The 14497-nt window shown below is 58.1% G+C and carries 9 protein-coding genes; 7 read left to right on the top strand and 2 right to left on the bottom strand.

What is annotated here, in order from left to right; genetic code table 11:
- Positions 1 to 111: 111 nt before the first annotated feature.
- Positions 112 to 2607, top strand: coding sequence for a penicillin-binding protein 1A (locus AYM40_RS10645; protein WP_063497956.1), 2496 nt, complete (start codon positions 112 to 114; stop codon positions 2605 to 2607).
- Between the two features lie 17 nt (positions 2608 to 2624).
- On the opposite strand, the gene AYM40_RS10640 is transcribed toward AYM40_RS10645, so the two are convergent.
- Entirely contained in the window at positions 2625 to 3743 is a 1119-nt protein-coding gene (locus AYM40_RS10640) for a porin (RefSeq protein ID WP_063496189.1), read from the bottom strand.
- 399 nt (positions 3744 to 4142) lie between these two features.
- Between AYM40_RS10640 and AYM40_RS10635 the strand changes: the two genes are divergently transcribed.
- The 5 genes from AYM40_RS10635 (at position 4143) to AYM40_RS41365 (ending at position 11224) form a co-directional block, all read left to right on the top strand.
- A complete protein-coding gene (locus AYM40_RS10635; RefSeq protein WP_236720815.1) occupies positions 4143 to 4514 on the top strand; it encodes a hypothetical protein in 372 nt (123 codons plus the stop codon).
- 27 nt (positions 4515 to 4541) lie between these two features.
- Positions 4542 to 4814: a YciI family protein gene (locus tag AYM40_RS10630; RefSeq protein ID WP_063496188.1), complete on the top strand. Its 273-nt coding sequence runs from the start codon at positions 4542 to 4544 to the stop codon at positions 4812 to 4814.
- Positions 4815 to 5000: 186 nt separating this feature from the next.
- Positions 5001 to 6701, top strand: coding sequence for a 5-guanidino-2-oxopentanoate decarboxylase (locus AYM40_RS10625; RefSeq protein WP_063497954.1), 1701 nt, complete (start codon positions 5001 to 5003; stop codon positions 6699 to 6701).
- A 116-nt stretch (positions 6702 to 6817) separates the two neighbouring features.
- Positions 6818 to 7543, top strand: coding sequence for an amino acid ABC transporter ATP-binding protein (locus AYM40_RS10620; RefSeq protein WP_063496187.1), 726 nt, complete (start codon positions 6818 to 6820; stop codon positions 7541 to 7543).
- A gap of 3432 nt (positions 7544 to 10975) precedes the next feature.
- Entirely contained in the window at positions 10976 to 11224 is a 249-nt protein-coding gene (locus tag AYM40_RS41365; RefSeq protein WP_063496184.1) for a hypothetical protein, read from the top strand.
- A gap of 644 nt (positions 11225 to 11868) precedes the next feature.
- Here AYM40_RS41365 and AYM40_RS10600 read toward each other — a convergent pair.
- Entirely contained in the window at positions 11869 to 12159 is a 291-nt protein-coding gene (locus tag AYM40_RS10600; RefSeq protein ID WP_063496183.1) for a DUF6471 domain-containing protein, read from the bottom strand.
- 1009 nt (positions 12160 to 13168) lie between these two features.
- Here AYM40_RS10600 and AYM40_RS10590 point away from each other — a divergent pair.
- Positions 13169 to 13864: a hypothetical protein gene (locus AYM40_RS10590; RefSeq protein WP_063496181.1), complete on the top strand. Its 696-nt coding sequence runs from the start codon at positions 13169 to 13171 to the stop codon at positions 13862 to 13864.
- Positions 13865 to 14497: the final 633 nt, after the last annotated feature.

The raw sequence follows: 14497 nt of genomic DNA, 5'->3' as shown, positions 1-14497 counted from the left end.
TTGGGTTTCTGCCTGTGCGCGGCGATTGGGTTTGCCTATCTGCGACGCAAAAATCGGCCGTCGCTCAGCATCTTGGTAGGATTCAGCCTTTCCCAGCAGACGGTAGCCCGTGTGAAGCGCCTGATCACCTCATTCCTACAGACCCTTGAAAAAGGGCTCATCCTGGCGAACCCGCTCATCATCCGGGCGCTGTGGCATCTGCGCCATCCCACACGCCGAGGCGTGGCATGGGCCTGCGCTGCAATCCCGGCGTTCTTCGTCGTGTATGTCCTGGCCCTGATCCCGTTCACACCCAGCATCGGCGACATCCGCAAGGCGAAAATCGAGCAGCCGGCCCAGATTCTCTCGGCCGACGGCAAACTGCTGGCCGAATTCAAGCCCTCGAACCGCGAGTGGGTGAAACTCAAGGACATCTCCCCGAACGTGGTGAACGCGCTGATCGCCACGGAAGACCACCGTTTCTACCAGCATTTCGGGCTGGATTGGCGCCGGACGGCTTCGGCCGCGCTGCACACCTTTTCCGGTGACCGCCAGGGCGGCTCGACCATCACCCAGCAACTCGCCCGCAATCTTTATCCGGACGAGATCGGCCGCGCGCCCACGCTGACCCGCAAGATCAAGGAGGCGATCACGGCCTTCAAGATCGAGGCGCTCTACACCAAGGACGAAATCCTCGAGACCTACCTCAACACGGTGCCGTTCCTCTACAACGCCTATGGCATCGAGATGGCGGCGCGAACCTATTTCGACAAATCGGCCGGCGACCTGAACGTGCTGGAAAGCGCGACGCTCACCGGCATGCTCAAGGGCAATAGCTACTACAACCCGGTGCTCAACCCGGAACGCGCCCTGCAGCGGCGCAACACGGTGCTGGCGCAAATGGTCAAGTACGGCAAGCTCACGCCCGCGGCCTATGCGACGCTCGTGCGCCGTCCCTTGCGTATCGATTTCGAGCGGCAAACCGAGCCGCCGGGGCCCGCGCCGCACTTCGCGCAGCAATTGCGCAAGTGGCTCGCAGCATGGGCCGATCGCAACGACTACAACATCTATTCCGACGGACTGGTGGTGCGCACCACCATCGATTCACGCTTGCAGACCATGGCCACTCAGGCCGTGACTTTGCAGGGCAACCAGTTGCAGGGCATTGCCAACTCCGCGTGGGGCACGCGCGCGGGTTGTGCGAACGGCCGCGACCTGCTGCAGACTTTCCTGCGCGAAACGCCTGACTATCGCGCCGCGAAAGACGCGGGCCTGACGGACGACGACGCGCTGAAGCGCGTTTCATCCGACCGCAACCTGGTGCAGGCAGTATGCGAATCCAAGACCCGGGTGCAGGCGGACTTTCTCGCGATGGACCCGCGTAACGGCCAGATCAAGGCATGGGTCGGCAGCCGCGACTTCAGCCAGGACCCGTTCGACCACGTCCAGCAGGCGCGGCGCCAACCGGGCTCGACCTTCAAGCCGTTCGTCTACGCCGCGGCCTTCGAAGACGGCGCCAAACCGTCCGACACGTTTATCGACAAGCCCGTCGAGATTCCGCTGGCCGGCGGCGAAGTCTGGCGGCCGAGCGACGAGGATGAGCCGAGCGAGCGCGCCATCAGCCTGCGCGACGGCCTCGCGTATTCCCGCAACCGGATCACCGCCCAGCTGATGGAAACGGTCGGTCCGAACAAGGTCGCGAGACTGGCGCGCGCCATGGGCGTGCGCGACAGCGAACTCGACCCGGTGCCGTCGCTCGCGCTCGGCACGAGTCCGGTGACGCTCAAGGAGATGGTCTCGGCCTACGGCACGATCGCCAACCTCGGCGGTTACGTGGAGCCGGTCATGGTCACGCGTATCGAAGACCGCAACGGCGAGGTGCTCGCCGAATTCGCACCGGTGCCGCCCAAACAGGAGTTGCCGGCCGGCGCCGCACGCACGCTCGTCGATGTGATGCGCGATGTGGTGACCCGGGGGACAGGTTCGAGCATTCGCAGCCGCTTTGGCGTGCGCGGCGATGTCGCCGGCAAGACGGGCACCACGCAGGGTAACGCCGACGGCTGGTTCATCCTGATCCAGCCGCAACTCGTGGCAGGCGCGTGGGTTGGCTTCAACGACAGCCGGGTGACCTTGCGCAGCGACTATTGGGGCCAGGGGGCGCACAGCGCGTTGCCGATTGTCGGCGACTTCTTCCAGCGCGCCCAAAGGTCGAAGCTGGTCGACAGCCACATCAGATTCGCGACCGACCAGGAGCCAGGCTGGTTTACGGAACGCTCGGGCAGATTGCGCGAATGGTTCCAGCATCTGTTCGCGGCGCCGCCCGCGAAGACCGAAGCGCCGGTTGTTACGCGCAATACGGTGCGACACGCGCCTGCTGTTGCAGTACCTGCGTCGGCATCTGTATCTGCGTCCGGTGCGAATGTTGAACCCAAGCCGCTCCCGACGCAGCCGCCGCTTCTTCAAGCGCCTGTGCCGACGAGCGGGGCGGTCGACGGTGAGACGCATGGCAGCGGCGAGCCGGCGTCGGCACCGACGCCCACGCCGGACGACATCGCGCTGCCGGACGCAGGCGGCAACGCCGCACGCCCGCCCCTGGGCGCATCGGGCGGGTTGCCGGCAGGGGAATAACCCCGCACCGATGCGCCTTAGAACCGATGCGTCACGCCCACTGTCGCAAGAATCTGCTTGGTTCCGGGTGCGGTCACGGTCACGCCCGGCCAGCTCACCGTGGCGGCACCGTTGTTCTTCATGTAGCCCGCCCGCATGTACAGACTCGTGCGTTTGGATATCGAATGATCGACGCCCACTTCGATGCTCGACGTATTGTCATGCACGCCACGCACGCTGCGCTGAACGCCGGCAATTGCGATCACGTCAGCCGGGGTTGCCTGGATCGTCGCGCCCAACTCCGCAATGCTCAGCGAATGGCCAGTGCCCAGGTGCGCGGCCAGCGACCCTGGCGCCGGGTCCTGCGCGCGGTTGTATGAATAGTTGAACTGGAAGTTCACGATGCCGATCCGGTAAGCGAGCGCGCCGATGAAGTGCTCGGTGCCGAGGAGGCTCAGCGAAGCAGGCAGGCCGGCGATGGTTACCTGTCCCGGATGCTGGTTCACATACGCAAGACCCGCGTAGAAACCGTAGCCCGAGTAAGTGGCTGCGACGTTCAGCATGTTGCCCGTCGTGGCCGGCACGGGCTGGCTTACCGTGGCGGCGAACGCATACATGCCGTAGAACTGCAGGCCTTTGAGATTCGGCGATTGATACATGATCGAATTGCTGGCGCGGCCGGAATCGTACTGTGTCGAGAGCGTGTTCCGACCGACTGCGAGGACGTTGGCCGAAAACGGCGACAGCATTTCGTTCGCGCGAAACGGGTCGGACGGGTAGATGACCCGGAAGCTCGGCTCGTACTGACGCCCCATGGTCACCGAACCGTATTTGTCGTCGCTCAGGCCGACCCATGCCTGACGGTAGAAGAGCGCCGAGGTGTCGACGAACAAGCCGCCGTTGTTCACGTTAAAACCCGTTTCGACGTTGAACTGCGCCTTCAGGCCGCCGCCCAGGTCTTCGGTGCCCTTCAGGCCGAACAGGGAGCCACTCGAACCGCCGCTCTTTGCGGCATACGAATGGACGCCGCCGTTGTCGAGATACTGGATATTCGCATCGACGATGCCGTACAAGGTCACGCTCGACTCGGCGGCCGCGGCGCCACCGGCGGCAAGAATCAGTGTGGCTCCGCAAACGCCATGATTGATAAAACGCATGCATGTCTCCTCTTTTTATATCCGCCTGTTGCGGACTTGATTGCACAGCCTTGCTGCTGGGCGAATTCGGTCTGGGTTCATCGACCCCGCCCGGCCGCAGCAAAATCGAATGACCGTGCTAATTTCAAGCCAACTGGAGGGATAAAGCCAGTGCATTGTTTTTATGAGAAGAATGCAGATATTGCATGAGCGAGAAAGGCCATGAAAATCTGGCCTAGGCCGACGGGATTACGCTGTTCGTCCCATCACGCCGCCGACTTGCGAAGTTCCGTCCCGGCACTGACTGCCAGCGATTATTCAGGCACATGCAACAGTGTTTTCGGATGACGAGGCTGATCTGGGGCGCTGGATTGCGCATAATTTCGAGATTGGTAAAACGGTCAAAAATGTAGGCGAATCATGTTGAACACTGTTTCAGATCACATGCCCGGTCAGGAGCGGGCATCCAGAACGCTGCAGCGTCGAAGCTCATTGTCCAACCAGGCGCGCGCGCTTGTCGCGGCGGTGGCGGCGTGTGCCGGCCTCGTGGGATGCGCTTCGGCGACCGACGTTGTCGCCACGGACAAACCCGGCATCTACACGGTAGCGGCGAGCGCGGCAGGCGGTCGGATGGCTTGGGCCCGCGCGCACGAAAGCGCGATAAGCGAGGCGCGCGACTATTGCGAACGCCGCGGCATGCAGAGCAGTGTGACGACTGAAACGGTCAGCGGTGTGGCGATGATGACCGTGCATGCATCGTCAGTGAATTTCGAATGTCATCCGAAGTTCTAGGGAAGAGGGCGGGCGCTCACTGCAAGTGTGGCGCACTCCAACGCATGTCCGCTTGCTCGGCTTGAACTTCGCGAAGCCAATACGCCGAAGCATCGTGCGTATCTGGAGACCAAGCCGATCGTTCTTGTCACATCCGGTCCGTTGGTGGACGACTCTGGCGAGAAGAAGATCGGCAATTTCTTTCTGGTGGAAGCGCAGACACGCGAGGAAGTCGAGGCATTCAATCGCAATGATCCGTTCTTCGCGCTGGGACTCTGGGATGAAGTCAGGATTCACCGTTTTCATCGCCGCATGGGCTGAACGGGATCTACTGCCACTTGCCGCCGCGACGTTGCTTAGGGACTGCCTGGTCAAGTCATGAGCAAAGAACATGACGAGCATGAAAATTGATCGATTGCCACGTATGCCCTGTGAAACAAGAATGCACAGACATACACATACTCCGAGACAAGTATGCCCGGCTACCGTCAATTTTCAGGCATCCACATGAATTCACCTGAAGTTGCTTCTCTCTTCGCCAATGCGGCTGGGCGCCCCACGCAGAAATTTGCCGCTGCGCAGACTTGTGGGGAGGCACTGGTAACGCTGCTCGAAGACTATGGCGTCGAACTGGTGTTCGGCATTCCCGGTGTCCATACCGTCGAACTCTATCGAGGTCTCGCGGCGTCAACGCTGCGTCACGTCACACCGCGCCATGAACAGGGCGCGGGTTTCATGGCTGACGGCTATGCACGCGTGACTGGCAAGCCGGGGGTATGTTTCATCATCACGGGGCCCGGTATGACGAATATCGCGACCGCGATGGCACAGGCCTATGCCGATTCGATCCCGATGCTGGTGATTTCCAGCGTGAATGCCACGCGCGAGCTCGGCGGCGGCAGCGGCCGGCTGCACGAACTGCCGTCGCAGCACGGCGTGTTCGCCGGTCTCACTGCGTTCTCTCATACGCTGCTGGATGCCGATGAGCTGCCGCAGGTGCTGGCCCGAGCTTTCGCGGTCTTTGCCAGCGAGCGGCCGCGTCCGGTCCATATCGAGATTCCGCTCGACGTGATCGTCGCCCCCGCGCGTACGATGACGTCCCGCGTGCCGACCCTTCCCGCGAGATCCGCCGGCGCACCAGGCGCGCTTGAGGAAGCCGCCGCTCTGCTGGCCAGTGCGCGACGCCCCCTGATACTTGCCGGAGGCGGGGCTAACGAAGGCGCTGCCGAATTGTGCGCACTGGCCGAGCGCCTGCAGGCGCCGGTGGCATTGACGATCAACGCCAAGGGCCTGTTGCCGCGCGGTCACGCGCTGTCGATCGGCTCGATCCAGTCGCTCCCCGCACCGCGCGCGATGGTGCGCGAGGCCGACGTGGTGCTGGCGGTCGGCACCGAACTCGGCGAAACCGACTACGACGTGGTGTTCGACGGCGGGTTCGCGATCGACGGGAAGCTGATTCGAATCGATATCGACGGCCAGCAGGCGATGCGCAACTTTGCGCCCGAGGTGGCGATCGTAGCCGATTCGCAGCTTGCGCTCGCTGCGCTCGACGCCAGCCTGGCAACGCGTCCGCTCCCGCCGCGCGATGGCCGCTGGGGAGCCCAGCGCGTGCGCGCCGTGCGCACGGCGGTCAATGCGGAATACGACGCACCGACCCGCTCGATGGCGGCGCTGTTCGATACCTTATCGGACACGCTGCCCGACGCGGTCATCGTGGGTGACTCAACGCGGCCGGTCTACGCGGGCAATTTCGTTTTCGAGGCGGCCGCCCCGAGGTCGTGGTTTAACTCTTCGACGGGCTACGGCACATTGGGTTATGGGCTGCCGGCTGCGATCGGTGCGCGGCTTGCAGTAGGGAACCGGCCCGTCATCTGCCTGGTCGGCGACGGCGGCCTGCAGTTCACGTTGCCCGAGCTGGGGAGTGCCGTCGAAGCGGCCGTGCCGGTGATCGTGCTGCTGTGGAACAACCGGGGCTATGCCGAAATCCGGAGGTACATGGTCGAGCGCGATATCGAGCCGATTGGCGTCGACATCTACACGCCGGACTTCATCGCTCTCGCTCGGGGTTTTGGCTGCTGCGCCGTCACGGCCGACAACCAGGCAACGCTCGCAAGTGAACTGAAACAGGCCGCCGGGCGCCGCGTACCCACGCTGATCGAAATTGACGAACAGAAGTGGTTTGACCAGGTACCAGGAGCGCGGGCATGAACGCACCGGAAAACAGGCTGTTTTTGGCGCAGCACTATATCGACAGGTATCGGATCGGCCGGCACGGCGCTGAATAGAGCAGTGGTTGTAGTGGCATAACGTTGACAGGTTAAAAGATGATTTCCATTAATAATGTTTCGAAGTGGTATGGCCAGTTTCAGGTGTTGACCCATTGCACCACCGAGGTGAAGAAAGGCGAAGTGGTCGTGGTGTGCGGACCGTCAGGCTCCGGCAAATCGACGCTCATCAAGACGGTGAACGGCCTCGAGCCATTCCAGCAGGGCGAGATTGCGATCAACGGTCAATCGGTCGGCGACAAGAAGACCAACCTTTCGAAGCTGCGCGCGAAAGTCGGCATGGTGTTCCAGCACTTTGAACTGTTCCCGCATCTGTCGATTACCGAAAACCTGACACTTGCGCAGATCAAGGTACTCGGCCGCTCAAAGGACGAAGCCGGGGAGAAGGCGCTGAAGCTGTTGCATCGCGTCGGCCTGCGCGCGCACGCGGATAAATTTCCTGCGCAATTGTCAGGCGGTCAGCAGCAGCGAGTGGCGATTGCGCGCGCGTTGTCAATGGACCCGATCGCAATGCTGTTCGATGAACCGACCTCGGCCCTCGACCCTGAAATGATCAATGAAGTGCTTGACGTGATGGTTGAACTTGCGCAGGAAGGCATGACGATGATGTGCGTCACACATGAAATGGGCTTTGCAAAGAAAGTCGCGCACCGCGTGATCTTCATGGACAAAGGTTTGATCGTGGAAGACGACTGCAAGGAGGACTTTTTCGCGAATCCGAAGTCCGATCGGGCCAAGGACTTTCTGGCGAAAATTTTGCACTAGCCGGAAGCCGTTCCGCGCGATTGGAGCCGGCCAAGTTGATCATAAGCAGCTGATTTTATTGGAATTGTTCTAAAGGTCTTGCAAAGGCGGCGCGAATCGCACGGTTTCTTTTCCACGCCAATGACGCCGATTTTGGGGATTCAATAAGATGGCCGCCGTCGAAGTGATTGACCGGAAGCGTTTTCCCCCCGAAACGCGCCGGATGAACAAATAGCTTTGTGAACAGGTTACGCGGAGCAGTACAGTCTGCTCGACTAACGGCGGATGAGGAGCTAGCGCCGCTTCGCGCAGGAATGTGTTCGCGAGCGCGCACGACGACCTCAGCGGATGAATAAACTGAGCTCGAGGAATTGAAAAGTCCGATCGACCGGGCGAAGTGAGTCCGCGGCTGACCGCTCGGCGATGACTTGTCGGGCCGTGTCCTTCCGTCGTCTCACGATTGTGGGACGACGGAAAGTGGCTTTGCTCTAGAGCATGCGAAGCTTTGCCATCAGCCTGTTTCGCACACAGGAAAGCAAGATGCGCACGGCGTTCTGCAGTGACAACTCGCCTTTTCGATCAGCGGCGGTTGCATTGATTAGCTGCGCGGACTGCACGGTGTGATATTCGAAAACAGACAGCACGTGCATTGCATGGAATCATGCACAGCCTTTCCAAAGCAACCATCGCGGACAGTCGGTGCATGGGCTATGTCGCAGGATGCGCTGTGGCTAAACGGAGTAGGTACGTTAGGGGGCGAGATCAATTGACCAAGGCGTTGTTGATGGATCCGGCCATCGTTGCTTTTGCGCTGCCTTGTGGCATTGGTCTTCGGTTCCCTTAAAGAAGAGACGTTGTCGTCCTGGTGGGGCGATGCTCGCGTCGCGTTCAATGTAACGAACGAGCGTGCCGTGTGCGTCCACGAACTCGAAAGCAGTGCATCTCATCGAGCTTACCGTCGCGGTTCGCAGGTGATCGGCCTTATGCCTAAGTTGTGCAGCGAAAAGTTCCGCTGCGCGCAATTTGACGGCCTGCAGATCTCTGGATATTGAGACTTGTGAACATGGTCCAAGGCGCGAGTTGATGAGCAAGCTCGCATGGTCGTCACCGGTCGGAAGGTCCTCAAGTCCACGAAATCTACGGTACTGACAAAAGGAAGTCAAAAGATCATTGGCAACAGGCATTTTCAAAGGACCTCCTCTTTGAGGATTGGTCGCTGAGTGCCACCACCAACGACCTTTTTCGCATCGGAAGCTGCTCATAGTCGCCCCAACGAGCTCCTTAACTTGAGGCCCGAGGAAATAGATTAATCTTAAGAGAAAGCGCAGTCTTCCGTAAAAGTGTGGATCGGAGTCAGTACCTGCTCTGAAGTCTTCCACGGCCAATATCATCGCTTTCCACATGTCTGAGTCGAGTACAGGTCTGTCGGAACCGCCGAGAGCAGTTCCAACTTCTCTGCGGATCATTCTGTTGTCCACACGCAGTATGTCGCCTGTTGGATTTCCAATCGCATATCCAACAGCGATCCAGTATCTGAAAAGGCCATTTATTGATGCCGAATCATGGTGCGGGCGTCTCGCGGTTGAGTCACCAAGGAAAGGTCGCCAATGGTGATTGCTCGTCCCGACCGGGTTCCCAGATCTGCACCATAGACTTTTAGGTTGAGGATCACGTAGGAAACGCATGTATTCTGAAAAATCTGCATAAAGTAGTGATGAGACAGGCTTACGAGCTTGCACCCAAGACCACAGGAAAAGACGTGCCAACGCCCGTCGCGCCCCTTCGGTTGCTGCAACCGACAGGTGCGAAATCGAGGCGAGATACATTTCCGCGGCCTCCCAATCCGTAGTCGCAGAAATCTTCAGCGAGCTGGCTGGCGCCCTGTTGATTCCATGTTCCCCGGAAAGATCCGAAGGGGGCGACATTTCCCATGGCGGGCGTAAAGGCGTAGACCAATCCGGACCGGACTTAGCGGTAGTTTTCACGTTGTGTTTGTCAAAAAAACTCGTATATGAGTAAACTACTCCATATCATGCATATTTGGTAAGTTTATATGGTCATTCGCAATGTCGGGAGGAGCATGGACGAGACAAGCGAACCCTACCCTCCCTTTGGGAGGGTGGTTGCCGCCGATTGGCCAACACTGACCCGGCAAAGGCGTATCCTGGAGTTACTAAATACGGAGCCGTCCGCCGAACAAGTGGAGGCAATAACCGGTCTAGACCTGGACCAGCAACGTCGTTTGTTGAACGCGGTAACGTTACTCGACGGGATCGACCCAAGCGTTATGAGGGCGGGTTGTGAAGCTGATTTCAGCACCGCCGACGCGTTTTCCGAGATTTCGTTGAAGGGCCCAAAGAAAACCCGCGGAGTGTCACAAGAACGCTGGACGGGAAGCAGTTGGTCACAGATGCCGCACGAATCTGTGTTCGGCGTGTATGGACGTTTTTGTCACGTGAACGCTTTGGAGCACGCTCCCGCCGAGTGGCCGGGGCGACTCAATGAGCGTTATCACCATGGCGCGTTCGGTAACGCTTCGTTCCTCAACGTCGTTAACTTTGAACGCGAAACTGGGCTAACCTTACGGGACGTACAGACGGCGGCTGCTCGTTGCTTTCCAAACTTGGTCAGCTTGCTTTTCTCGGACAGGCCGCGTCTTTGTCAACGCTGTCTAAGAAATGGATACCACAGTACCTGGCATCAATTTCAGTTGCTCGACCGATGCCCGCTACACGACGAAGAATTGACGACCCGCTGCCTATCGTGCAGTGCTGAGCGAAGATGGAAACGGGGCGGCAGGTATTTTGAGCAACTGGGGAAATCGCTGTTCACATGCCGGCAATGCGGCAAGCCGCCTTCCGGAGAGGCTTTCCTCCTCGATCGATATCTGAGATTTCGTCATCAGTCGGGTATGGTCGACGCGGCGTTCGCCTCGCTTGACAGGTGGCTACGATCTGCGCAGGCGGCACTGTGGCCGATCGAACAGCTATTAGTGCAGAACCGAGTCCACAATTGGACGTCGTGGACCACACCCTCAGAATTCCTATGGGGCGCGATCCACTCGTTGCATCCGCTTCCCGAGCCTTTTAGCTCTGACGTAACAATATCGGTCCGCGCAACTCGTTGGTGCCAGACGGTCCGTCCAAGTCGTGAACTGGACCTCGACCAATTTGGGGAACGCGGCCAGAGCCAAAGTACGGCCGTGTACGCCAGCGTGCTGCGCAGGCTGACCGTGCCGTGTACGATGATAGCGGCGTCTCATCTACAAACGCTGACGTCAGAGATCTGTTTTCGGCAGGCGGCCTTCATTCCGCAGGACGTGCGCCCCAAGAGACAGCACTTGCCTTATTCAGGGCCTGTTTCGAAGTAAATTCGGCCGACTCGTCAAGCCTCACTGATGTTTACAGGGCGAAGCTGCGCCCTAGATCATCGGGCAATCATGCCGGCAAGCGAATGCCGCGCGTGGTGCAAAGAGCCGTATTCATAGCAACATTCTGCATTTTGGTGCAGATTGCCATTCGCCGGGAGAACGAGGTTTTCAGAGCCAGTGAGTTCGACGGGAGTCACGTATGGATCGGGGGATTGGTTCCATTGGCTTACCTTCCTGCACTTGACGGTACTGCGATGACTGGGCGTTTTTCAGAGGGGATCGTGTTCTACATTGATCCCGGCGTTGACGTCTGGCCGGCCAACGATGTGTGATCCGCGAAGGGTAAACAATTCATGCCGGATCCCAAGTGATTTCTCGCGCGAGGAGGCCGGACAAGACAACGCTTGACACCGCACTGCTTGCAGGTGGTCTCGGATGCCCAGTGCGGGCGCGATTGCCTTCCGAGGTTCCGTGGAGAGGTGCACTCGGATGGACAAGGTCTGTACCGAACAGATCACCTGTTCGAGGCTCTATCGGAGCCGCGACATCCGCTGTGATAGTCGCTGCGGACCATGCACAGCCTGATAAGAAACCATCGTCTAATCAACTGTGGAATGTCGACGATTGAGTGACCCCGGCTTATGCGGATGGCAATTTACTAATGCTGATGGAAGTGGTCATTGGGGTTCGATGTCCAGCATTATCTTGCTTTGATTAGGTGGGTGTTGGTAACACAATTGTTTAATGTGTCCCTTTTTTCCGAGGTTGGCCGGCTGAATTCGAAGCTTCGGCTTTGGTCAAATCTTGAAAGGGGTACATAGGCGCACCTTGCAACGGGCGTCGTCCCAGATACCCTGCGGGATTCATTGAGGCAAAATCTGCACCCTTGTGACCTAGCTTGGTCCGGGCGGAAACTCACTGCATTCGTACATGCTACCGCCGGGTTGGTGCCAAAATCCATCAACCCAGTTTGCTACTACGCTATTTCCACTCTCTTTATACGAGCTTCCTGATCGGGCGTCAGCGGGGCAAACAAAACTGCCTTGTCACTGCCGATCGTTTTCAGAACCTGTAAGAAAAAAGCCATACGATAGCTACCGCGCGTGATTTTGTTCGTCACCGACCGCTCGGTCTCATCCAAACCGCCCTCCCGGAGCAACTCCGCCAAGCGGCGGTAAGTGACTCCCTGCTTCCGCAGCTCCCTTTTGAGCAGCTCTTTCGATTCATATTCCCAGTCAATCTCGAGCAAGTTCGGCATTTGCGTCATATACCCACCTTCGCGGCCTGACCGCACAACTACAACCCCTCATGGAGGGATATTTTTCTAGATTTTGCAAATATGCGAAAATTCATTCCAAGTATCCACGATCTGGGAGAAGGTTTCCGCTTTCGATACATATGGCTGCAATCGGGTTGCATGGCCGCCCCCGGTGAACTATGCTCATATTCATCGATACTACTCAAATGAGAGATGTTATGACGAATAGGCGAAAATATCTCGCCTTTGAGATAAACAATCGCTACTAAACAATTCTACCCGTCCAGCGGACTAGGGGCTAGACCGTTCGCGACGAATCCGTTCTACCCGGACATTTTTGCTCGTGTGGGTTGAGTATTGCTGCGCGAGTGAAGTCTGGCGTTTGAAGTACCCCGATTTCGAAGGTCGGGCGACGCGCCGTTCCATAACTCGAGACCGCGCATCAGACAACAGAATCTTTAGGCATACGAAGTAGACTGCGACGCTTCATGTCGAGGAAGTTCAATTAAGGAGAGAGTGCAATGGCCGCCGTTATGGACTCTCTGTATTTCCGTTCCGCTCGCCGGGTCAATAGCGATGCCGCTGCTAGGTCGAAGGATCGAGGGATTAGCTCGCTAACATTCATTTACTTTGAAAAGGTACCCAGGAGATTTGTTATCTATGGGCAATTGTTGTTTGTCTCACTCGTCCTGAAGGAGTGGGGGGCATCAATTGAGACATTCTCGATGGGGGGGTGACAGGGACGTGACTCCGGACAATCCCGCGTACGATGCGTCCTCGCCGGTGATATGTACGTATAGAGACGGTGCGCATGTTTGGGAAACTTGTTTGGCTGAGGCACCGACGACGGCCGAGGGGAGGGCAGCGATCAAGTGCAGAAAGGCCAACGCAACATACCGCATATTTACAAGACGCCGTTCCAAAACTCGAGACCGCGTATCAGGCAACAGAATGTTTAGGTATGCGAGCTAGACTACCGCGATCCATGTCTAGGAAGTTAAATTGAGGAGGCAGTGCAATGGCCGCCGTTATGGACTCTCTGTATTTCCGTTCCGCTCGCCGGGTCAATAGCTATGCCGCTGCTAAGTCGAAGGATCGAGGGATTAGCTCGCTAACATTCATTGATTTTGAAAAGGTACCCAAGAGATTTGTTATCTATGGGCAATTGTTGTTTGTCTCACTCGTCCTGAAGGAGTGGGATCCATCAATTGAGACATTCTCGATGGGGGAGGGTGACAGGGACGTGACTCCGGACAATCCCGCGTACGATGCGTCCTCGCCGGTGATATGTACGTATAGAGACGGTGCGCATGTTTGGGAAACTTGTCTGGCTGAGGCACCGACGACGGCCGAGGGGAGGGCAGCGATCAAGTGCAGGGAACTCGACGCAGCAAAGGTCAACGCAACGCACCGAATATTTACAAGACGTGACGGTCTGGGGGCGGCCATCCGGTTCGAGAATTGCCTTTTTCTCAATTCCATCATGCAGCGTGTGCCGCCGGAGCGCTTCACCTGTCAAATGGAAAGAAGGTTTCTTGAAGATATATTGACCAACCAAAGGCAAACGAACCTCGATTCACTCTTGTCAATTCCCGGAGTGGACAAAGGAAAGATGCTGGCGACAGCGGCTCGTTTCATTCATACGGGACGCGTCAAAGTAGACCTGGATCACGAAGAGTTGAATCTGCTGACGCCCCTGACGCTTGTATGCTGAGCAAATCCGTGACGAGCCTTCCGTGTTTGTCTCCGCTAGTGAGGCCGTAGGAGCGCGCCGTGCTGATGACCAAATCCGATATGCCAACCGGTAGAGGTGTTCCAATGCAACGACAGGATACTAGTCAATGGCCGACTCCAGCCGAGGAGGCTGTTCCTATGGGAATCAGACAGCGGTTCCTGGAGCAAAAGACGGCTGTCGAGATGTGGTGCGCGGGCGAGTCATATACCGCTATAAGAGCCGAGACGGGCATAAACGTCAGCAACGTAAGGCGGCTGGTTCGGCGCTGTCTTGGCATAGATCCTCAACAGGGGATTGTCGGATTCCATGGGTGCATACCGATGGCTTGCCTCGGCTTATACCCGCGTTGGACGGACGCCCTTCAACGGCGTGTCGACACAGAAGGACGAGAATGTAGTGGTCCAATGAACGGTAACTACAAAGAAAAGGTAATCCTTGCGGGATTCTACCAATCTATATCGTCCAGGTCGAAGTCTTCGAAGTGATCTGTCTTGCAACCGGCCGGTCTGAAATCTTGACGCATTCGGCTTGTGTCATGTGGAACGCCGGTCGCCAACGTTATGCGACCGTGCGGCTAGCCGAAAATCTGAACAAACCTTTTGGAGTGTGTAT

The organism is Paraburkholderia phytofirmans OLGA172 (assembly GCF_001634365.1).
Lineage (GTDB): Bacteria > Pseudomonadota > Gammaproteobacteria > Burkholderiales > Burkholderiaceae > Paraburkholderia.
This window is presented reverse-complemented; position numbering and strand designations above follow the sequence as displayed.

Coding starts and splice junctions, on each gene's coding strand:
- AYM40_RS10640 (WP_063496189.1), bottom strand. CDS start 3,743: ATGCGTTTTATCAATCATGGCGTTTGCGGAGCCACACTGATTCTTGCC.
- AYM40_RS10590 (WP_063496181.1), top strand. CDS start 13,169: ATGGCCGCCGTTATGGACTCTCTGTATTTCCGTTCCGCTCGCCGGGTC.
- AYM40_RS10600 (WP_063496183.1), bottom strand. CDS start 12,159: ATGACGCAAATGCCGAACTTGCTCGAGATTGACTGGGAATATGAATCG.
- AYM40_RS10625 (WP_063497954.1), top strand. CDS start 5,001: ATGAATTCACCTGAAGTTGCTTCTCTCTTCGCCAATGCGGCTGGGCGC.
- AYM40_RS10635 (WP_236720815.1), top strand. CDS start 4,143: ATGTTGAACACTGTTTCAGATCACATGCCCGGTCAGGAGCGGGCATCC.
- AYM40_RS41365 (WP_063496184.1), top strand. CDS start 10,976: ATGCCGCGCGTGGTGCAAAGAGCCGTATTCATAGCAACATTCTGCATT.
- AYM40_RS10620 (WP_063496187.1), top strand. CDS start 6,818: ATGATTTCCATTAATAATGTTTCGAAGTGGTATGGCCAGTTTCAGGTG.